Annotated in this window: 14 protein-coding genes and 1 pseudogene; 11 read left to right on the top strand and 4 right to left on the bottom strand. The window is 64.7% G+C overall.

Annotated features, from left to right (window positions below; translation table 11 throughout):
• Positions 1-9: 9 nt before the first annotated feature.
• Positions 10-816 carry a carbon-nitrogen hydrolase family protein gene (locus tag IPP03_09415; protein MBL0352862.1) on the bottom strand — a complete coding sequence of 269 codons (807 nt, stop codon included), beginning with the start codon at positions 814-816 and terminating at the stop codon, positions 10-12.
• Positions 813-4,691: a TIGR02099 family protein gene (locus IPP03_09420; GenBank protein MBL0352863.1), complete on the bottom strand. Its 3,879-nt coding sequence runs from the start codon at positions 4,689-4,691 to the stop codon at positions 813-815. Before IPP03_09420 ends, IPP03_09415 begins: the two co-directional genes overlap by 4 nt.
• Positions 4,692-4,793: 102 nt before the next feature.
• On the opposite strand from IPP03_09420, the gene glnE reads away from it, so the two are divergent.
• The gene (gene glnE, locus IPP03_09425) at positions 4,794-7,490 is read left to right on the top strand and encodes a bifunctional [glutamate--ammonia ligase]-adenylyl-L-tyrosine phosphorylase/[glutamate--ammonia-ligase] adenylyltransferase (GenBank protein ID MBL0352864.1); all 2,697 of its coding nucleotides are present in this window, start codon (positions 4,794-4,796) and stop codon (positions 7,488-7,490) included.
• Positions 7,491-7,570: 80 nt separating this feature from the next.
• Positions 7,571-8,722: pseudogene (locus IPP03_09430) on the top strand (MBL fold metallo-hydrolase).
• An 84-nt stretch (positions 8,723-8,806) separates the two neighbouring features.
• On the opposite strand, the gene glpK reads toward IPP03_09430, so the two are convergent.
• Complete coding sequence (gene glpK, locus IPP03_09435) at positions 8,807-10,294, bottom strand: glycerol kinase GlpK (protein ID MBL0352865.1); 1,488 nt, start codon at positions 10,292-10,294, stop codon at positions 8,807-8,809.
• A 226-nt stretch (positions 10,295-10,520) separates the two neighbouring features.
• Between glpK and IPP03_09440 the strand changes: the two genes are divergently transcribed.
• The 9 genes from IPP03_09440 to clpB all read left to right on the top strand — a co-directional run bounded on the left by IPP03_09440 (position 10,521) and on the right by clpB (position 20,423).
• A complete protein-coding gene (locus tag IPP03_09440) occupies positions 10,521-11,465 on the top strand; it encodes a TerB family tellurite resistance protein (protein ID MBL0352866.1) in 945 nt (314 codons plus the stop codon).
• A gap of 140 nt (positions 11,466-11,605) precedes the next feature.
• A complete protein-coding gene (locus tag IPP03_09445; GenBank protein MBL0352867.1) occupies positions 11,606-12,067 on the top strand; it encodes a hypothetical protein in 462 nt (153 codons plus the stop codon).
• A gap of 262 nt (positions 12,068-12,329) precedes the next feature.
• On the top strand, positions 12,330-14,165 hold the full coding sequence (locus tag IPP03_09450; GenBank protein ID MBL0352868.1) for an ATP-dependent DNA helicase: 1,836 nt from the start codon (positions 12,330-12,332) through the stop codon (positions 14,163-14,165).
• Positions 14,162-15,295, top strand: coding sequence for a hypothetical protein (locus IPP03_09455; protein ID MBL0352869.1), 1,134 nt, complete (start codon positions 14,162-14,164; stop codon positions 15,293-15,295). The genes IPP03_09450 and IPP03_09455 overlap by 4 nt, the downstream gene beginning before the upstream one ends.
• Before the next feature lie 17 nt (positions 15,296-15,312).
• The gene (mobB, locus tag IPP03_09460; GenBank protein MBL0352870.1) at positions 15,313-15,819 is read left to right on the top strand and encodes a molybdopterin-guanine dinucleotide biosynthesis protein B; all 507 of its coding nucleotides are present in this window, start codon (positions 15,313-15,315) and stop codon (positions 15,817-15,819) included.
• Positions 15,813-17,018, top strand: coding sequence for a molybdopterin molybdotransferase MoeA (locus IPP03_09465; GenBank protein ID MBL0352871.1), 1,206 nt, complete (start codon positions 15,813-15,815; stop codon positions 17,016-17,018). Before mobB ends, IPP03_09465 begins: the two co-directional genes overlap by 7 nt.
• Positions 17,015-17,263 carry a molybdopterin converting factor subunit 1 gene (moaD, locus tag IPP03_09470; GenBank protein ID MBL0352872.1) on the top strand — a complete coding sequence of 83 codons (249 nt, stop codon included), beginning with the start codon at positions 17,015-17,017 and terminating at the stop codon, positions 17,261-17,263. Before IPP03_09465 ends, moaD begins: the two co-directional genes overlap by 4 nt.
• Positions 17,264-17,265: 2 nt before the next feature.
• Entirely contained in the window at positions 17,266-17,721 is a 456-nt protein-coding gene (gene moaE, locus IPP03_09475) for a molybdopterin synthase catalytic subunit MoaE (protein MBL0352873.1), read from the top strand.
• 107 nt (positions 17,722-17,828) lie between these two features.
• On the top strand, positions 17,829-20,423 hold the full coding sequence (clpB, locus tag IPP03_09480; GenBank protein MBL0352874.1) for an ATP-dependent chaperone ClpB: 2,595 nt from the start codon (positions 17,829-17,831) through the stop codon (positions 20,421-20,423).
• Between the two features lie 425 nt (positions 20,424-20,848).
• Here clpB and IPP03_09485 read toward each other — a convergent pair whose 3' ends face one another.
• Positions 20,849-21,328: a hypothetical protein gene (locus IPP03_09485; GenBank protein ID MBL0352875.1), complete on the bottom strand. Its 480-nt coding sequence runs from the start codon at positions 21,326-21,328 to the stop codon at positions 20,849-20,851.
• Positions 21,329-21,330: the final 2 nt, after the last annotated feature.

The raw sequence follows: 21,330 nt of genomic DNA on the forward strand, positions 1-21,330 counted from the left end.
AATACTTCCTCAAAGTTTGCGGTGCGCTAGTGCCGGCAGGCTCTCGCGAATTTCGGCGATGCGGGCGTGGTCGAGATCGGCGATAACGACGCCCGGCCCTTTCATCTTGCGGTCGAGAATCTCGCCCCAGGGGTCGACGATCATGCTGTTGCCGTGGGTCAGCCGGCCATTTTCATGGCGCCCGCCCTGTCCGACCGCCAGCAGGTAGCATTGGTTCTCGATGGCCCGGGCGCGCAGCAGGATTTCCCAGTGCGCGCGGCCAGTGGTCTCGGTGAAGGCAGCCGGCATCAGGATCAGGTCGACGCTGCCCAGTGCGCGATAAAGTTCGGGAAAACGCAGGTCGTAGCAGATCGACAGCGCGATGCGGCCAAAGGGGGTATCGACGGCGACGAGTTCTGTCCCGGCCTCGATGAACGCCGACTCGTCGTAGCTTTCCTCGCCGCTGGTGAAGCCAAACAGGTGCACCTTGTCATAGCGTTCGACGCACTCACCGGAAGGGTCGAACACCAGCGTCGAGTTGCGCATCCTGTCGGCAACGCTTGCGGTCAACGGGATGGTGCCGGCAAAGATCCAGACGCCGTGGCGTCGCGCGGTTGCCGCCAGCCAGTCCTGGATCGGGCCATCGCCGAAATCCTCGCACGCCTGTACGCGGTCACCATCGGCGCCGATGATCGGAAAATACTCGGGCAGCGCAACCAGTTGCGCCCCCTGGCCGACGGCATCGGCGATCAGGTGGCCGGCCACGGCCAGGTTGTCGGCCACTCGCGGCCCGGAAACCATCTGAATGGCCGCCATGCGGCAGTTCTGTTTGCTCATTGCTTGACTCCCCCCGCTGCTCCTGATGCTGGCTGCACCGCCTCGGCGCCGACCCTTTCGACCCGGGGGTCGGACCAGCTGCCGGTGACATGATAGCTGTAGGCGAACAGGCGACCGATCGGATTCTGCAGAATGGCGCCGGCCACCAGTGCTGCTGCCCCCAGCACCGGGTTGACCAGTGCGGCGGCGCCGGCCGCCGCGACGCTGCCGACGTAGGGCTGCACCATCACCTGCAAATCCTGTGTTTCGTCTTTGAGGTTGGCCTCGCCAGAAATCTCGATCTGCGCCGCCGGACTGTTGATGCGCAGCGGCTCCACCGTTCGCATCACGCCCGCAGTGACGATCACCCGGCCGGCAATACGGTCGAAAGCCAGACCCTCGCTGAAAATATCGCGAAAATCGAGGGTCAGGCGGCGTGGCAGCGATTGCAGCGAAATCAGCCCGAGCAGCCGGCCGACGCCCGGCTCCAGCTTGTTGAACTGGCCATTTTCGGCATTCACCGTCATCTCGCCGGTCAGCGAAGGATAGTGGATGCCGGTCAACGGGCCGCTCCACTGTATGTTGCCAGCCAGCTTCGCGCTCCCGCGCCGGATGGCATCGACGTAGCCGAGGCGGCTGAGCAAGCGGCCGACATCGCTGGCCACAAGATCGAAGTCGAGGCGGGTCTGATGGCCACCCTCCCCGTCATTACGCCACACGGCCTTGCCGTTCAACGCAGCGTCTGGATTCCGCAGATTCAACGTCTCCAGGTGCCATGCACCCTTATCGTTGTGTGCCTGGAGATTGAGGCCTCCGAGCGCCCGGTCACCGATCCTGAAATCGTCCACCCTGAGGTTCATGGCGGGCAGGCTGTTGATCAGCGTCGTGCCGGCACTGGCCGTTATTTCCGCTGCCGGACGCACCACCAGTCGCCGTAGCCGGCCGTCCAGCGAGCCTTCGCCAGCGTTTCGCCAGAACAGGTCGCCAGCCGCCTCCTGCATGTTGAGCGTTATCTGCCAGCCGTCATCGCGCGGCCGCAGCTCGCTATCCACGTCGGTGAGGTCGCGGCCGAACAGGCGCAACCGCGGTGTCCTGATCGACACCACATCAAGCGCCGGCAGGGCCATGCCGCCCCGGCCACTGCTGTCGCCAGCGGCCAGCGCTTTCCAGGCATCGGCGTCGAACCGCGGAACGGCGACGCGCACGGCCACGCCGCGGTCCGGCAGCCGCGCCTCGCCGGAACCGATCGCCGCGACTGCACGTTCCAAGCCGGCGGCACCTTTGACGATTACCGCCTGCGCGACATTACCCAAGCTTGCCCGGTATTGTTCGCGCCCGGCCTCGGTATTTGTCTTCTCAACGCGCAGCGCCAGCGGCGTTTCCGCCGCTTTGGCCAGTGGCTCGGGCAGGAGCGAGCTGACGCCGACCAGATCAGAGTCGATGACGAGATCGGTCTGGAGGTGGCGGATGTCGACGGTAGACTTCCACGCCGCGCTGCCGGCCAGGCGGTCACCCAGCGGCAAGTTCAACTGCTTGACCAGTTCGGTCGCGCTCGCTGTCCCGCTCGCCGCAACGCTCACCCGACCATCACGACTCCTGATATTGACCTTGAATGGCCCGCCAAACGCCTGACCCTTGATGTCCGACGTCGAAATACTTGCTTCGCTCAGCGCCAGCTTGCCATTAACCTGGGTCATTGGCGGCATCCCGGCAAACAGCTCGATCTGGTTGTTCTGAAAATTGTAGTTGCCGCGCAACCGGGTTTCCTGCGGGCTCCCCAGCGGGATGTCGAGTGCCAGATCGAGTCTGCCGTTGCCACTGGCTTTGATGCCCGTCGTAAAATTGTCGATCATCGCGCTGACCGGACTCTGCTCGATAAAACGCAGGAATTCGCCAGTCGGCCCGCTGACATCGCCACGCACCAGCAGCATGTTGTCGGCCGCTTCGAAGTCAGGGATTTCGACCACCACCCCCGACAGCCTGGTACCGAGGACGCTCGCCTTGTCCGAGGTAATACGCATGCCGGCACCGAAACTCATGTCGGCATCGATGTTCTCGATGGCTGGCCAGCCGCGCACGTAGTCAACCTTGGCACCACTCGCCATGGCAGTAATCAGGAACTTCCCCTTGCTCGCATCGCGGAACGGAAAATCGACGAGATTTCCCTTGAGCACCAGCTTGCCGTCATGAGCTTGTCCGTCAACGATGCCGTGCCGCACCCAGTCGCGCACTCCGGCACTCACGGCGTGCGGCAGGTAGCGCCACACAGCGCGCCCATCGGCGCGCGAAATGGTTGCCGCGAGGTCGATCACGCCTGGGCCCTCACCCGTGTACCGGTAGCTGCCGCTGGCCGCCCCGGCGGCATCAGCGCCCTCGAACTGCAGGCGTTCCAGCTTGATGTCCACCTCCGCAGCGGCCACCTTCCAGTTGGCGCGGGCGCGCAGCAGATCGAACGCAATGTCAGGCTCAGGAAAAACCGCCGGCAGCGAAATGCCCGAGCGCCCCGCATCAAGCGAAAGCGAGCCGCCCTTCTCCGTAAAATCGACCACCCCGGAAAGCCCGCTTGCCCCCGGGAAATAATTACCGGCCAGCAATCCGAGATCGCTGAAATTCGCCATCAGCGCATAGCGTTCGAGATCATCGCCGACCCTGTTCCAGCTCGCCCGCAACTCGGAAATCCGGCCTTGCGGCTGGTGGCGCTCAAGCAGTTCGCGGCTGTGGGGATCCAGTGGCAAATAGGAAGCCAGCTTGCCGAGGGCGGCAAAATCGAGAAAGCTGGCTGTTGCGGAACCGCTGATCCGGCCGCCCGGGCCATCCTGTTTCCACTCCGCTTGAAAATCAGTCGGCGCCACGCGCGTTCCGTCAGCCGCCAGAAGTTCCACCTTACTGCCTGACAACGCCCAGTCGCTCTCCTTGTAGCGCCCCATCAGGCGACCGCGCAAGTTGTTCAGCGCCAGTTCGGGCACCTTGTGACCGAGGCGGACGCGCAGATCCTCAAGCGCGACATCAACGGTTAGCTTGCCTTGCCCCTCAGCCAGATCGCCCCACAGACGGACGGCGCCATGCCCCTGCGGAAGGTAGACAGGGTAGTCCACCCAGGCCCGCCAGCCGGCGAGATCGGCATAATCCATCTGTACGAAAACTCGCCCTGACAGGCGTTCAAGCGCCTCGCCAAGATCGCCATTGATTTCGCCGCGAATGTCAATGCGTGCTGCCAGTTCTGAGGGCGGCGCCGCCGAGAGTCCAAAGCGGTGTCTGCGTCCGCTGTTGTCGAGCCCGAACTGCAGATCCTCAAGTGCCAGCGGCGGAGCACTCCGCAGGCGGTCTTCCCAGAGGACGGTGGCGTTTCGGATGCGGATGTGTTTCTGGTCGAGCACCCATTCGGCGAACGCCGGGTCGCTTTCGCCCTCGGTATCGATACCGGCCACCGTGATGCGGCCACTGGCTTCGCGGCGGACATGGAGGACCGGCCGCTCGAAGGCCAGCAGCGCCAACGTAAGCTGGCCGCGCCACAGGCTGTTCCACGAGAGGACAGCCTCCACCTGCTCCAGTGAAAAAGCGTGGGCGCCCTGGTGGTCGAATATCACCACATTATCGAGCAGCAGGTCTGGATTGAGCCGTTGCCAGCGCGCCTCGATGCTGCCGATCGTCACCGGCTGGCCAATGGCCCGGCTCATCGCCTCCTCAATCTGCCCGTGATAGATGCCGACATTGGGCAGGACCACGTAGCGCAAGGCGAGAATGAGGCTGGCAAAGATCAGCCACGCGACGAGCAGGCTCCACCAGGCGAGACGCAGCGTGCCGCGCAGCAAGGCCGAATCGAACAGGAGCCATAGCCAGCGCAGGCGGTGATGGAGACCCCGGCGCATTGCCGTGCGGGTTTCCGCATCAGCCACTCAGTAAACCGCTTTGCCAGATGGAGGGATAGATCACTACAATCAACAGTCGATCAAAAATTGCATTCTATCCTTTTCGGCTTCGTTACCGACCGAGCAATCATGGACAACCTTCCCGACCCACGCTGGCAAGCCGCCCTCGATCATAGCCACTACCTGGCCAGCCTGTTCGCCGCGCGGCCAGCGCTTATCGCCGAACTGGCAGCCGCGTGGACCGCACCTCTTTCCGCCGACCGGTTGCTGGCCGCGCTGGAACCGCCAGCAGCGGACGACGACGCTCTCAAGTCGCAGCTGCGTCGCCTGCGCCAGCGCGCGATGGCGCACATCGCCCTGCGTGATCTGTGCGGACTGGCGCCGCTGTCCGAAGTCGTCGAATGCATGACCCTGCTCGCCGACGTGACGACCAACTTTGCGCTCAACCATTACCACCGCCAGCTCGCCGCAACTTATGGCGAGCCGCTGGACGGGGCCGGCCAGCCGCAACGCCTGCTGATCATCGGCATGGGCAAACTGGGCGGACGCGAACTGAACGTTTCGTCGGACGTCGATTACATCTTCGTTTACCCCAACGAAGGCGACACCGCCGGCCCACGGCGCATCGAGAACTACGATTTCTTCACCCGCCTCGGCAAGCGGGTGATTGCCGCCCTCGGCGAGATCACCGGCGACGGCCAGGTCTTCCGCGTCGACATGCGCCTGCGCCCGAATGGTGATTCCGGCCCGCTGGTCTGCTCACTGGATGCACTGGAAAACTACTTCATCACCCAGGGCCGCGAATGGGAGCGCTACGCTTGGATCAAGGGTCGCACCATGAACGCGGGCGACAACCTGCAGCCGGAGTGGGTGGCAGCAATGCAGAAGATCGCCCGCCCGTTCGTCTTCCGCAAGTACCTCGATTTCGGCGCCATCAACGCGATGCGCGACCTGCACGCGCAGATTCGCCGCGAGGTGGCGCGCAAGGACATGGCCGACCACATCAAGCTCGGGCGCGGCGGGATTCGCGAGATCGAGTTCATCGCCCAGGTTTTCCAGCTCATTCGCGGCGGACGCGACCCGGCGCTGCAGATCCGCCCGACACTGCAGGTCCTCGCGCTGCTGGCGGAACGCCAGCTGATCCCCGCCACCGCCGAGGACGAATTGCGCGCCGCCTACATCTTCCTGCGTCGGCTCGAACACCGCCTGCAGTACATCGAGGATCGGCAGACGCACATGCTTCCGGCAAATCCCGCCGACCGCGCGAGCGTCGCCCGCAGCATGGAATTTCCCGACTGGCCTTCGCTGCTGGCCGTGCTCGATGACCATCGCGACAGGGTCAACCGCCATTTCGAGGAGATATTCTCGGATCCGGAAGCCGGCGAACACCCCTTGACCGGCCTCTGGCTGGGCCAGATCGACGACGACACGGCCATCGAATCACTTGGTGAACTCGGCTATCGTCAACCGCGGGACACCATTTTCCGCCTCGCCGCGTTACGCGCCTCGAGCCGCTACGTGCAACTCGCCTCGGCCAACCGCTCGCGCCTCGATGCCATCGGGCCGCGACTGATCGAGGCGGCAGCAACGACCAGCGACCCCGACACGACCTTGGTCCGCTGCCTGAATTTTGTCGAAACCGTGAGCCGCCGCGGCGCCTACCTGGCACTGCTGCAGCAGTACCCGATGGCGCTGCGTCGTGTCGCCGACATGGTCTGCGCCTCGTCGTGGGCCGCCGACTACCTAGGGCGCCACCCGCTGCTGCTCGACGAACTGCTCGACCCGCGCCTTTACGACATGGCGACCGACTGGGACGCCTTCCGCGAGAATCTCAGGCACAATCTGGCCGCCCATGCCGGCGACACCGAACGGGAAATGGACATCTTGCGCGAAATGCATCATGCGCAGATCTTCCGCCTGCTGGCCCAGGATCTCGCAGGTCTGCAGACCATCGAGAGGCTCTCCGACCACCTGACCGAACTGGCCGACACCATCGTTCAGGAAACGCTGCCGCTGGTCTGGAGCAAGCTCAGGAACCGCCATTGCGAAACGCCCAGGTTCGCCGTCATCGGCTATGGCAAGCTCGGCGGCAAGGAACTCGGCTACGCCTCCGACCTCGATCTCGTCTACCTCTACGACGACCCTGACCCCGAGGCCGGCGAGAACTATGCCCGCCTCGGCCAGCGCCTCAACACCTGGCTGGCGAGCCAGACCTCGGCCGGCATCCTGTTCGAGACCGACGTCCGTCTGCGTCCCAATGGCGATTCGGGCCTGCTTGCCGTCTCGGTCGACTCCTTCCGCAACTACCAGCTCAGGAATGCCTGGGTCTGGGAACACCAGGCACTGACCCGCGCCCGCTTCTGTGCCGGCGACCCGGCGGTCGGCGCCCGCTTCGAGGAAATCCGCTGCGAAATCCTCTGCCAACGGCGCGATCTGGCCAAGCTCAAGGAAGAAGTCGTCGCCATGCGCCGGAAGATGGTTGACGCCCACGCCTCGGAGAGCGAGACGGAGTTCAACCTCAAGCATGATTCCGGCGGCCTCATCGACGTCGAGTTCGTCGTCCAGTATCTGGTGCTCGGCCACGCCCACCAACATCAGCGCCTGACCGGCAACCTCGGCAACATCGCCCTGCTGCGGATCGCCGCCGAGCTTGGCCTGATCCCCGCCGACCAGGCGACGGCCGCCGGCGACGCCTACCGCGAATTCCGCCGCCTGCAACACATCAAGCGTCTCAGCGCCAACCGCAGGGGCTGTGTCGATCGGAACGGAATCGCTAGGCACATTGCCGCGGTCAGCATGCTGTGGCAGACCGTTTTCGGCAAGTAGCCGAGAGTCGCGTGTCCGCTTCGGGCGTTGCGTTTCCAATATGTGAAGTTCATGCTTGGCAAGAACAGGAGGAAACAAGCATGCGTGTGAGCATTTTCGGTGCGGCCGGCGAAGTGACCGGTTCATGCACCCTGGTGGAAACGGGAAATACCCGGTTTCTGGTCGACTGCGGCATGTTTCAGGGTGGGGCGGAAGCGCGTAGCAAGAACCTGTGGACGTTGAATTTCGGCTGCAACGTGCGGGAAATTGATTTCGTCCTCCTCACACAAGCCCATATCGACCATTCCGGCCTGCTGCCGCGCCTGGCGGTCCTCGGGTTCCGCGGTCCGATCTAGGCGACGCCGGCCACCATCAATCTGCTCGAAGTGCTGCTGCCGGACAGCGCGCACATTCAGGAAATGGAGACCGAGTGGCAGTTGCGCCACCACCACCGCCGCGGCAAGAGCGAACGCGGCATCCCGGCGCCGCTGAACACGGCGGCCGAGGCACTGTCGGCACTCAAACTGCTGCGCCCCGTCGCCTATCGCGAAACGCTTGCCCCGGCGGAGGCGGTCAAGGTCTGCTTCCATGACGCCGGTCACATTCTCGGTTCTGCCTGGCTGGAGATAACGGACGGCGACGAAGGGCGCCCGCGCACGCTGGTATTCTCCGGCGACCTCGGCATGTCCGGTCGCCCGGTGCTGTGCGACCCTGACCCGGTGGTGCCGGAAGCCGACCAGCTACTCATCGAGTCCACGTACGGCGACCGCCAGCATCGTTCGCTGCCGGAAACCGAGGATGAAATCGTTGCCGCCCCCGCGCGTACCCGCGCCGCACGCGTCTCTCGCGGCTCAAGGTCAATGTCGACTAGCCGATGGCCAATGCGGCGACGCGGTAATCATTTCGGCCAGCGGCATGTGCGAGGCCGGACGGATCAAGTATCACCTGCGCGAAAGCCTGCCACGCGGCGAATGCAGCATCCTGATCGCCGGCTTCCAGGCGGCGGGCACGCTCGGGCGCCGCCTGGTCGACGGAGCGCGGCTGGTGCGCACCTTCGGCGAACCAGTTCCGGTCAGGGCGCGTATCTACACCATCGGCGGGTTGTCGGCACATGCCGACCAGGGGCGCTGTTTACCTGGCTGCGCGGCTTCCACAAGCCGCCGCGGCAAACCTTCGTCGTCCACGGCGAGGCGGCGGCGTCGGCCAATTTCGCGGCGGCTATCCGCGACCAGCTGGGCTGGTTAGACGTGTGACCGCCACACCCCGGCGAGCGCGTCACCATCTGAAGCGAACAATCGGCTGTTTGCGCAGGCCTCACTGACCGCAACGTTGACCGGTCAGGCTTGCCAGCGCCGGGCCACGGCAACTGCGGTACGCCAGCGCTCGCTTCTCTCGGCGCGCTCGGCAGCGGCGATTCCGGGTTCGAAACGTCTTTCCAGCCGCCATTGCGCGGCAACTTCTTCCTCGCCGGCCCACAGGCCGACCCCGATCCCGGCGAGATAGGCGGCGCCGAGCGCCGTGGTTTCGGTAACCCGGGGGCGGGCGACGGGCACCCCGAGCAGATCGGCCTGCAGTTGCATCAGCAGGTCGTTGCGCGCGGCGCCCCCGTCGACGCGCAGTTCGGCCAAGGCGATTCCCGAATCGGCAACCATGGCGCCGACCAGGTCGGCGCTTTGCAAGGCGATGGCATCGAGTGCGGCGCGGGCGATGTGGGCGCGGGTGGTGCCGCGCGTCATGCCGAGCAAGGTGCCGCGCGCGCCGGGGTCCCACCACGGTGCGCCAAGCCCGGAAAAGGCCGGCACCATATACACACCGCCGCTATCGGGGACGCTGGCGGCCAACGCCTCGATTTCCCCTGCACTCTTGATGATGCCGAGGCCGTCGCGCAGCCACTGGGTGATGGCGCCAGCCATGAAGATGCTGCCCTCGAGCGCGAAAGTTGTCCCGCCACCGTTGCTCCAGGCGACCGTCGTCAGCAAGCCGCGGGTCGAGGGTGTCGCGGTGACCCCCGTGTTCATCAGCATGAAGCAGCCGGTGCCATAGGTATTCTTGACCATGCCCGGGGTGAAGCAGGCCTGGCCGAAAGTGGCCGCCTGCTGATCGCCGGCAATCCCGGCGATGGGAATTTCCGCGCTGAAAAATTCACGATCGCAAACGGCAATCGCCCCGCTACCGGGAACCACCTCGGGCAGCAGCGCGCGTGGAATGTCGAGCAGTCCGAGCAGTTCGTCGTCCCATGCGCCGCGGCGGATTTCGAAGAGCAGCGAGCGCGATGCGTTAGAGGGATCGGTGACATGCCGGCGCCCGCCGGTGAGCTGCCACACCAACCAGCTATCGACCGTGCCGAAGGCTAGCTCGCCGCGTTCGGCGCGCTGGCGCGCCCCGGGAATCGCGGCGAGCAGCCAGGCAAGCTTGGTTCCCGAGAAATAGGGGTCGAGCAGCAGCCCGGTTCGCTCGCGGAACAGCGCCTCGTGGCCGGCAGCTTTCAATTCCGCGCAACGCCCGGCCGTGCGCCGGTCCTGCCAGACGATGGCGCGCGCCAGCGGGCGACCACTGGCACGGTCCCACAGCAAGGTGGTCTCGCGCTGATTGGTGATGCCGATGGCCACCACATCGCCCGGCGCGATCCCGGCCCCGGCCAGCGCCTCGCGCCCGCAGGCAAGCTGCGTCTGCCAGATCTCGTCAGGATCGTGCTCGACCCAACCCGGCTGCGGAAAATGCTGGGTCAGTTCGCGCCACGCGGTGGAAACGGGCTTGCCTCCGGCGTCGAACAGGATGGCACGCGAACTGGTGGTGCCCTGGTCGAGGGCAAGCACGTATTTCATCGTCATGTCTTCCGTCTCGGTTCGTTGCGATGGGTGCATTATTCACCATGGAGACCTTGCACGGGGAACCGCCGCAAAAGCAGCCGTCGCTCATTGTCCTGGCGAACTCGCCAACTTTCGTGACGGTCGCGCAAACACGAAAGGATTCAGATCGTTACATAAAGACCTAACATTCGCGGGCGGCACACCGCGACAATACTCCCCGCCCGCTCCTGAAGGAAAACCCATGAATTCCGACAACGCCATTCTCGCAATCAGCCTGTTCGCCGCCTTCGCGGATGGAAGCAACGACGACCGCGAACGCGAGCACATTCGACGCTTCGCCGAAACCATGGGTGCCGACACTCCCGACTTGCCCAGGCTCTATCAGGATATTCTCCTCAAACGCATCACCCTGGCCGATGCCACCAAGGCGCTCGATGACCTCGGGCAACGCCAGTTCGCCTATGAAATGGCCGTCTGCGTCTGCGATGCCGATGGCGTGCAGGGCGACAGCGAGAAACGCTTTCTTACCGACTTGAAGACCCTGCTCGGCCTCTCCGGCGATGCGCAATGCGCCGCAGCGGAACTCCAGGCCGACAGCGTGGCCGTGAGCGCCGCCACGTCGGTGCTTGCAGCCGACCCGGTTATCACGGCGGCGGCCGCGGTCAACGACGCGGAACTCGACAAAACCATCCTGAACTACGCCATCCTCAACGGCGCCCTCGAACTGCTACCGCAGTCGTGGGCCTCGGTCGCCATCATCCCGTTGCAGATCAAGATGGTCTATCGCATCGGCAAAGCCCATGGTCACGAACTCGATCAGGGGCACATCAGGGAGTTTCTCGCCACCGTTGGCGTCGGCCTGACCTCGCAATACCTTGAACAGTTCGGTCGCAAGTTGCTCGGCGGCCTGCTCGGCAAGGTCGCCGGAAAGACTGTCGGCAGGATCGGCAGCGCGGCCACCGGTATCGCCTTTTCCTTCGCCAGCACCTATGCCCTCGGCCAGGTCGCGAAACGCTACTATGCTGGCGGCCGCGAGATGAGCGCGCAGTTGTTGCAGGAAAGTTTCCAGAACCTGCTCGGCCCGGCCAAGCAATTGCAGAGCCAGTATCTGCCGCAGATCCAGCAGAAGGCGAAGACGCTCGACGCGGGTCAGATCATGGCCATGGTTGGCGGCAAGGGCATCTGAAACCAGTGTCCGGGAATTCCGTCAGTCGCTCAGAATAGCGACACATCCGCTTCGATCAAACCATTCACCGACACCATGGGCCCGCCTGTCCGCACCGTGACACGGCAAGCCTCGACCACCCACCGCAAAGGACACTCATCATGCGCCACTACCCTTTCGACAGCCCGCAAGCCATGGGTCGGCTGGTCGTGCTTGCCTTGTTGGCCGACGGAATCATCGACACCAGCGAGCTGAGCCTGCTCGACGACAAGCGGACCGTCGCCAGCCTCGGTCTCGATTCCCGGCGCTTCGACGACGTCTTCCACGGCTTCTGCGCCGACATGCTACGCACCGGACGGCGCATGACTACCGAGGAGCTCGACATCGATGACGACACCATTGACCGCATGCTGGACGAAGTCCGGAATCCTCTCCTGCGGAAGAAGACGCTGCGCGCGATGATGGATATCGTTCATGCCGACCGCCATCTCGCCCCAGGCGAGGCCGAGTTGATTGCGCGGACACTGAAGCACTGGTCTATCGACCCGGATCGGATCTCCGCGGCGGCGGCGGGCGGCAACCGCATCGCTGCGCACAACTCGTGGCACGCCCTTCCCGCCTGAGAATCCGGCTGCCGCTCAGTTGGTCAACCATCGTCCGTCTCAGGGCGGGCGATGCGCCTGACCCCCGGCCGATGCGAATCCCGCGCTGACGACACGGGGATCACGAAGCGGGAATGCCCAACCGCGGGGAGGCCGATCTGCTAAGATTCTCCCGGACTTTTCCGGTGCACCCCACTTGTCCTCCCTCCAGCAAACATTCTCTCCCGACGGCCCGCTGGCGCGGGCCATCAACGGCTACCGCGTTCGCGCGCAGCAGGTCGACATGGCCGAGCGCATCGCCGCCGCCATCAATAGCTGTTCGGTTTTCATCGCCGAGGCCGGCACCGGCACGGGCAAGACCTTTGCCTACCTGGTGCCAGCGCTGCAATCGGGCGGCAAGGTCATCGTCTCGACCGGCACCAAGACCCTGCAGGACCAGTTGTTCAACAAGGATCTGCCGATGGTGCGCGCAGCGCTCAAGGCGCCGGTCCGCATCGCGCTGCTCAAGGGGCGCGCCAACTACGTCTGCCCCTATCATCTCGGGCGCGCGCTCGCCGATGGCCGCTTCCTGACCCGCGAGGATGCCGCCAACGCGCGCCGCATCGCGGTTTTCGCCAAGGTCACGCGCAGTGGCGACAAGGCCGAATGTCCGGACGTCCCGGAGAACTCGCCGGTCTGGAACCACGCCACCTCGACCCGTGAAAACTGCCTCGGCCAGGATTGCCCCGACTACAAGGGTTGCTTCGTCATGCAGGCGCGGCGTGAGGCGATGGCCGCCGATCTGGTCGTCGTCAATCACCACCTGTTTTTCGCCGACGTCATGCTGCGCGACGAGGGCATGGCCGAACTGCTACCGGCCTGCAACACGGTGATCTTCGACGAGGCGCACCAGTTGCCGGAAGTCGCCACGCTGTTCTTCGGCGACACCGTGTCGACCGCGCAGGTTCTCGATCTGGTGCGCGACGCGCGCTCCGAAGGGCTGGCCAATGCCCGTGACTGCCTCGAACTGCAAACGGGCAGCCGCGATGTGGAAAAGGTCGCCAGGGATCTGCGGCTGGCGGTCGGCATCGATGCCGGGCGCTTCGCCTGCGGTCAACTGCTGGAAAGTCCAGAATTTGCCCCGGCCCTCAAATCGCTGGAGGAGGAGATCGCGAAGTTCGCCGCCATCCTGGAAACCCAGGCCCAGCGCGCCGAAGGGCTGGAGAAGTGCTGGCAGCGCGCGCTCGAACTTGTGGCGCGCATTGCCGAATGGCAGAAGACCAGCGACGGCTACGTGCGCTGGGGGGAGGCCTACACTCATTCGCTGCAACTCAATTCGACGCCACTTGATGTCGCCGAGATTTTCAAGAAGCAGATGGGCGGCCACCCGCGCGCCTGGATTTTCACCTCGGCGACGCTCGCCGTGCAGGGCAGGTTCCAGCACTACTGCAGCGAACTCGGTCTCGGCGAGCCGGAAACGGCGTGCTGGGAAAGCCCCTTCGATTACGCCAGGCAGGCGGTGCTTTACGCGCCGCTCGGCATGCCCGAGCCGAATTCCTTCGGGTATACCGATGCCATCGTCGACGCCGCATTTCCAGCGCTGCTCGCCTCGGGCGGCCGGGCCTTCTTCCTGTGCACCAGCCTGCGCGCGATGCGCCGCACCCACGAACTCCTCAAGGCGCGCTTCGAGGACGAGGGCCACGAACTGCCGCTGCTGTTGCAGGGCGAAGGCAGCAAGAACGATCTGCTGCGACGCTTTCGCCACCTCGGCAATGCCGTCCTCGTCGGCAGCCAGAGCTTCTGGGAGGGCGTCGACGTGCGCGGCGAGGCGCTGTCGCTGGTCGTCATCGACAAGATCCCGTTCGCGCCGCCCGACGACCCGGTGCTCGCGGCGCGCATCGAGCAGATGCGGCAGCAGGGGCGCAATCCCTTCATGGAATACCAGTTACCGCGCGCCGTCATCAATGTCAAACAGGGTGCCGGCCGGCTGATCCGCGACGAAGCCGACCGCGGCGTGCTGATGATCTGCGATCCGCGACTTCTGTCGAAGCCCTATGGCCGCCGCATTTGGCAAAGTCTGCCGCCGATGCGGCGCACCAGGGAACTCTCCGACGTCATCGATTTTCTTGCCGGCCGATGAAATCGATCTTCGACAAGCTGCGCGCTGAGCAGCCGCAACTCTTCGCCGACGCCGCCATCACCATCGATGCGGCGACGGTGAACGCGATGGCCGAGATCATCGCCGCCATCGAATCGGTTGTCGCCTTGCCAGCCTGGCGCTCGCGCGTCCTCGCCTGGGCGCCGCAAGTCGCCCGCTGCCCGGTCGCGGCACGCGGCGTCTTTCTCGGCTACGACTTCCATCTGGCGGCAGACGGCCCCAAGCTGATCGAGATCAACACCAACGCCGGCGGCGGGCTGATCAACGCCTACCTGCTCGCGGCGCACGGGCGAGCCGCCGAGGGCCGGCGGGTCAAGGAGGCATTCGTTGCGATGTTTCGTGAGGAATGGCGGCTCGAGCGGGGCAACGCACCGTTGCGGCGCATCGCCATCGTCGACGAAACCCCGTCCGAGCAGTTTCTTGCGACGGAATTTGCGCTTTTCGTCGAACTGTTCGAGGAGCACGGCATCGCCGCCGTGATCGCCGACCCGCGCGACCTGGTGCGCGACGACAACCGCCTGTTGCACGCTGACGAGCCGGTCGACTTGATCTACAACCGGCTCACCGATTTTGCGCTGGATGCCACGGTCAACGCCGATTTGCGGGCGGTTTTCGAGGCCGGCGGTGTCGTGCTCACACCGCATCCGCCGGCGCATGCCCTCTACGCCGACAAGCGCAACCTGATGCTGTTGTCCGACGCCACCGCGCTACGCCATCTTGGTGTCGCCGAAGAAACGCAGCGCACCCTGCTGGCCGGCATTCCGCGGACTGTCGCGGTCGACCCGGAAAAAGAGGCCATTTTCTGGGCCGGGCGCAAACGCTGGTTCTTCAAGCCGCCCACCGGTTTCGGCAGCCGCGCTGCATATCGCGGTGACAAGCTGACGCGGCGGGTCTTCGAGGAAATCCTGCACGGCGGCTACATCGCGCAGGAAATCGCCCCACCGTCGGAACATGTCGTGATAGTCGACGCGACCGAACAGCGCATGAAGGCGGACCTCCGTTGTGTCGTTTACGACCGGCGCATCCAGTTGGTTTCCGCCCGCCTCTACCAGGGCCAGACGACCAATTTCCGCACGCCGGGCGGCGGCTTTGCGCCAGTATTCGTCGCCTGAACGGGTAGAATCCGACCATGAAAGTATTTGGCATCGCCGGTTACTCCGGCTCCGGCAAGACGACCCTGCTGGAAAAACTGATCCCGCAATTCACGGCGCACGGCCTCAGTGTCTCGGTGATCAAGCACGCCCATCACGGTTTCGACATCGACCGTCCGGGCAAGGATTCCTATCGTCACCGCGAGGCCGGGGCGAGCGAGGTGCTGCTCTCGTGCAACGACCGCTGGGCGCTGATGCACGAGCGGCGCGCCGAATCCGACGTATCCCTCGACGAACTGCTGGCTCGCCTGGCACCCTGCGATCTGGTGCTGATCGAGGGTTTCAAGCAGGAACCGATACCCAAACTCGAAGTCTATCGTCCGGAGAACGGCAAGCCGCCCTTGTTTCCCGAACGCCGCGACATCGTCGCCGTGGCGACCGATGCCGAGATCGCCACCAGCCTGCCGCGCCTGGCGCTCGACGACGTTGCTGCCATCGCCGGCTTCGTGATGACCACTCTCCAACTGCAGGAGCGCCCATGCTGAGTTATGAACAAGCCCTGGAAAAACTGCTCGCCGCCGCCCAGCCGGTCGAGGAAATCCGCTCGCAGCCACTGACGGCCACCGCCGGCCGCGTTTTGGCCGTCGCCCAGCGGTCGACCGTGGCGGTCCCGCCGCTCGACAATTCGGCGATGGATGGCTACGCCGTACGTACCGCTGACGTCACCGCTGCCGGCGTCTGCCTGCCAGTTAGCCAGCGCATCCCTGCCGGCACCGTCGGCACCGCCTTGCAGCCGGGTACCGCGGCGCGCATCTTTACCGGTGCACCCGTACCAGCCGGCGCCGACGCCGTAGTCATGCAGGAGCTGTGCGCGCATGGCGATGCTGGCGTGGTCATCAACCAGGTGCCGCGCGCCGGGGCAAACATCCGCCGCGCCGGCGAGGATATCGCCATCGGTGCCGAGATCCTTCAGGCCGGCATCAAGCTGCGCCCGCAGGACATTGCGCTGGCGGCGGCGGCCGGGCTGCCGGAACTGCCGGTCTATCGCCGGATTCGGGTCGGCGTCTTCTTCACCGGCGACGAGCTGGTGCAGCCGGGCGAGCCCTTGCCGCCGGGCGCCATTTACAACTCGAACCGCTATGCCCTGCGCGCCCTGCTTGAAGGCATCGGCTGCGAGGTGCGCGACCTTGGCATCGTGCCCGACACGCTCGCCGCGACGCGCGGCGCGCTGCGTCGCGCGGCAGTCGACAACGACCTGATCGTTACCAGCGGTGGCGTTTCGGTCGGCGAGGAAGATTACGTCCGGCCGGCGGTCGAGGCTGAGGGCCAGATCGACATGTGGAAAATCTCCATCAAGCCGGGCAAGCCGCTGGCTTTCGGCGAGGTGCGCCGTGAGGGCGGCAAGGCGTGGTTCATCGGCCTGCCGGGTAACCCGGTCTCGGCCTTCGTCACCTTCATGGTTATGGTTCGTCCCTTCGTCCTGCGCCTGCAGGGCGTCAGCGACGTGGCGCTGCGTTCCTACGCCATGCGTGCCGATTCCGACTGGCTGCGTCCCGACATGCGCACCGAGTTCCTGCGTGGCCGGATCAACGATCAAGGCGGCGTCGAGCTCTACCCGTATCAGGGTTCCGGTATTGCCACCTCGCTATGCTGGGGCGACGGCCTGGTCATGAACCCGCCGGCGCTGGCCTTCAAGTGCGGCGATAGCGTGCGCTTCGTGCCGTTTGCGGAACTGCTGTCGTGAGCGTCAAGGTTCTTTACTTCGCCAGCCTCAAGGAAGCGCTCGGCACCGGCAGCGAGACGGTGGAGTTGCCGGCCGGCGTCAGCACGGTCGGTGGCCTGCGCGACTGGCTGGCCGGGCAGGGCCACGCGCGGCTGGGCAGTGCCACGAACCTGCGCTGCGCGGTCAATCAGGATATAGCGGCGCTTGATGCGGTGGTCGCCGATGGCGACGAGGTCGCCTTTTTCCCACCGGTAACCGGCGGTTGACCGTGACAATCCGCGTCCAGGAAGCAGATTTCGACGTCGGCGCCGAACTGGCGGCGCTGCGCGCCGGTGATACCCGGATCGGTGCGCTGGCCAGCTTTATCGGGCTGGTGCGCGACGTCAGTCACGGCACCGGCGTTTCCGAAATGACGCTGGAGCACTATCCCGGCATGACCGAGAATGCGCTCGCCGCCATCGTCGACGAGGCGAAATCGCGCTGGGACCTCTACGGCGCGCTGGTCATCCATCGCGTCGGCCGCCTGCAGCCGTGCGATCAGATCGTGCTGGTCGCCGTTACCAGCGCCCACCGCGGCGATGCTTTCGCTGCCTGCGAATTCATCATGGATTACCTGAAGACGCGCGCCCCGTTCTGGAAGCGCGAGGCAACGGCCGATGGCGCGCACTGGGTGGACGCCCGCGACAGCGATGATACGGCGGCGGCGCGCTGGCAGAAACAATAGCCGTCCGGCGCCATGATGTTTGAATGGCGCGCCTAAATTCAAACATTGAAATTCGCGTGAGCGGCCTCATCTGAAGGGCATCAGAATATCCTTACCCGGAGAACTTCATGCGTATCGACAAATTCACCACCAAGTTCCAGCAGGCGCTGGCCGATGCCCAGAGCTTGGCCGTTGGCGGCGACCAGCAGTTCATCGAAGCGCAGCACCTGTTGCTGGCGCTGATCAACCAGGACGATGGCGGCACTTCGTCGCTGCTGGCCCGCGCCGGTGTCAATGTGCCGGCCCTCAAGAAGGATCTGGGTCAGGCGCTGACCCGGCTGCCCAAGGTCGAAGGTCATGGCGGCGAGGTGTCGATCGGTCGCGACCTCGGCAACCTGCTCAACCTGACCGACAAGGAAGCGCAAAAGCGCGGCGACCAGTTCATCGCCAGCGAGATGTTCCTGCTCGCGCTGACCGACGACAAGGGCGAAACCGGTCGCATCGCCAGGCAACACGGCCTCAGCCGCAAGTCCATCGAGGCAGCGATCATGGCCGTGCGCGGCGGCCAGGGTGTCGATTCGCAGGAAGCAGAAGGCCAGCGCGAGGCCCTGAAAAAATACTGTATCGACCTCACCGAGCGCGCCGCGCAGGGCAAGCTCGACCCGGTGATCGGCCGCGACGACGAAATCCGCCGCGCCATGCAGATCCTGCAACGCCGCACCAAGAACAATCCGGTGCTGATCGGCGAACCGGGTGTCGGCAAGACCGCCATCGTCGAAGGCCTGGCCCAGCGCATCGTCAATGACGAGGTGCCGGATACACTGAAGGGCAAGAAGGTGTTGGTCCTCGACATGGCCGGCCTGCTGGCCGGCGCCAAGTATCGCGGCGAATTCGAGGAGCGGCTGAAGGCGGTGTTGAAGGAAGTTTCGCAGGAAGAAGGCAAGATCATCCTGTTTATCGACGAACTGCACACCATGGTCGGCGCCGGCAAGGCCGAAGGCGCGATCGATGCCGGAAACATGTTGAAGCCGGCGCTGGCGCGCGGAGAACTGCACTGCATCGGCGCCACGACACTCAACGAGTATCGCAAGTACATCGAGAAGGATGCGGCGCTCGAACGCCGTTTCCAGAAAGTGCTGGTCGAGGAGCCAAGCGTCGAGTCGACCATCGCCATCCTGCGCGGCCTGCAGGAAAAGTACGAACTGCACCACGGCGTCGACATCACCGACCCGGCCATCGTTGCCGCTGCCGAGCTGTCGCACCGCTACATTACCGACCGCTTTTTGCCGGACAAGGCGATCGACCTGATCGACGAGGCGGCGGCGCGCATCAAGATGGAAATCGACTCCAAGCCGGAGTCGATGGACAAGCTCGAGCGGCGCATGATCCAGTTGAAGATCGAGCGTGAGGCGGTGAAACGCGAGAAGGATGAAGCCTCGAAGAAGCGTCTGGCGCTTATCGAGGAAGAGCTTATCAAGCTGCAAAAGGAATATTCCGACCTCGAAGAAGTCTGGAAATCGGAGAAATCGGCGGTGCTCGGCTCGGCGCTGATCAAGGAAGAGATCGACCGGGTCAAAGCCGAGATCGTCAAACTGCAGCGCGAAGGCAAGCTCGACAAGGTCGCAGAACTTCAATACGGCAAACTGCCGCAGCTCGACGCCCAGTTGAAGGCGGCCGATTCGGCGGTCAACAGCGAAAATTCGCCAAAAAACAAGTTGCTGCGCACCCATGTCGGTGCTGAGGAAATTGCCGAGGTGGTCTCACGCGCCACCGGAATTCCAGTCAGCAAGATGATGCAGGGCGAGCGTGAAAAGCTGCTGCACATGGAAGAGCGTCTGCACAAGCGGGTGGTCGGCCAGGACGAAGCGGTGCGCCTGGTCGGCGATGCCATTCGCCGCTCGCGCGCCGGCCTGTCCGACCCCAACCGGCCTTACGGTTCCTTCCTCTTCCTTGGCCCGACCGGCGTCGGCAAGACCGAGCTGTGCAAGGCGCTGGCCGAGTTCATGTTCGATGCCGAGGATCACCTGATCCGCATCGACATGAGCGAGTTCATGGAGAAGCATTCGGTCGCCCGCCTGATCGGCGCGCCGCCGGGCTATGTCGGCTACGAGGAGGGTGGCTACCTGACCGAAGCCGTGCGCCGCAAGCCTTATTCCGTGATCCTGCTCGATGAGGTCGAGAAGGCGCACCCGGACGTCTTCAACGTGCTGTTGCAGGTATTGGATGACGGGCGGATGACCGATGGCCAGGGGCGCACCGTCGATTTCAAGAACACGGTGATCGTCATGACCTCCAACCTCGGCAGCCAGATGATTCAGCAGATGGCCGGCGACGATTACGGCGTGATCAAGATGGCGGTGATGGCCGAGGTCAAGAGCTACTTCCGGCCGGAGTTCATCAACCGTATCGACGAGGTGGTGGTCTTCCACGCGCTGGACGAAAAGCACATCGCCGGCATCGCCAGGATCCAGCTTGGTTATCTCAAAAAGCGGCTGGGCCAGCTCGAAATGGGGCTGGTGGTCGACGACAGCGCGCTGGCCGAACTGGCCCAGGCCGGTTTCGACCCGGTGTTCGGTGCCCGGCCGCTCAAGCGCGCCATTCAGCAGCAGATCGAGAATCCGCTGGCCAAGGCCATCCTCGAAGGCAGGTTTGCCGCCAGGGATACGATTCGCGTCAGTTGCGACCCGGCTACGGGCGGGATCATGCGCTTCGCGAAGGTCTGACGCGAGGATGACCACGGCCGGTGACCACCGGCACGGGTCGCCCTCGCCAGCTCCGGCAGCGACGGGCATGCCGGCGGACGTCATTTGCGACAGGCTCTGACTGCCAGGCGGGTTCGTTCCTGATTCCGGAATTGTGGGGCCGGCAACAAGGCAGTCGTGGGCCGGCGCGGAAACAATCGAACCGGTTACTCCTTGTCGCCGGGAATACTCTCCGTACAGCCAGACGCGGGAGCGGTGTTCGGCAAGCAGACCGTCGAGCGTCGGGATGTCGCGTTCCTCGGCAACCGCCAGGGCGATCTCGAGAAGCTGCGTCATTACGAACACGTCGCGCACCGCCGAGTGTCCCCCGACGACGTCGACCATCAGGCGCTTCTCCCAACGATTCAGCGAAGCAACCTCGCCCATCTCTTTGCCGATGGCGCCGTTCAGCACCGCCGCGAGATCAACCCAGCGGCCCTACCGGTGATGGCCTTTGGTGAACCAACGGCAACGGCACCGACCCTCTGCGCGCCCATCAAAGCGGCGACCTCACTGACGACAGTCCGTGTCGGGATGCAGACAATTTCCTCGCTGCCCGCCGTCGACGCCGGGAGAGCCAGCGCCTGATCGCTTGCCTGACGGCCGCGCCGCACTTCGGCGCCGGTTTGGCGGAGACTGACCTTCGCTTCCTGCAGCCGCTGCACGATCCAGCGCAGTACGGCGGGTTCGGAAAGCAGTGCTTGCAGGACTTCGCCGCTGATCTCCCACAGGGAACTGTCCTCGGCGGCGGAATAGACGCGCAGTGCGGGGGCTCCGGACAGTGCGTACTCGAACGGGAAGATCGCTCCGGCACGCAGCAGTTCCGTGGCCGATGCCTGGGACTGCCCATCGTCGTGGGGTGTTGCGTGAACGCTGCCTTGGCGCACGA

Source organism: Candidatus Dechloromonas phosphoritropha (assembly GCA_016722705.1).
Taxonomy (GTDB): Bacteria; Pseudomonadota; Gammaproteobacteria; order Burkholderiales; family Rhodocyclaceae; genus Azonexus; species Azonexus phosphoritrophus.

Bases quoted from the DNA above. Each gene is read 5' to 3' on its own strand.
- IPP03_09415 (MBL0352862.1), bottom strand. From the start codon at position 816: ATGAGCAAACAGAACTGCCGCATGGCGGCCATTCAGATGGTTTCCGGG.
- glnE (MBL0352864.1), top strand. From the start codon at position 4,794: ATGGACAACCTTCCCGACCCACGCTGGCAAGCCGCCCTCGATCATAGC.
- glpK (MBL0352865.1), bottom strand. From the start codon at position 10,294: ATGAAATACGTGCTTGCCCTCGACCAGGGCACCACCAGTTCGCGTGCC.
- IPP03_09440 (MBL0352866.1), top strand. From the start codon at position 10,521: ATGAATTCCGACAACGCCATTCTCGCAATCAGCCTGTTCGCCGCCTTC.
- IPP03_09445 (MBL0352867.1), top strand. From the start codon at position 11,606: ATGCGCCACTACCCTTTCGACAGCCCGCAAGCCATGGGTCGGCTGGTC.
- IPP03_09450 (MBL0352868.1), top strand. From the start codon at position 12,330: ATGGCCGAGCGCATCGCCGCCGCCATCAATAGCTGTTCGGTTTTCATC.
- IPP03_09455 (MBL0352869.1), top strand. From the start codon at position 14,162: ATGAAATCGATCTTCGACAAGCTGCGCGCTGAGCAGCCGCAACTCTTC.
- mobB (MBL0352870.1), top strand. From the start codon at position 15,313: ATGAAAGTATTTGGCATCGCCGGTTACTCCGGCTCCGGCAAGACGACC.
- IPP03_09465 (MBL0352871.1), top strand. From the start codon at position 15,813: ATGCTGAGTTATGAACAAGCCCTGGAAAAACTGCTCGCCGCCGCCCAG.
- clpB (MBL0352874.1), top strand. From the start codon at position 17,829: ATGCGTATCGACAAATTCACCACCAAGTTCCAGCAGGCGCTGGCCGAT.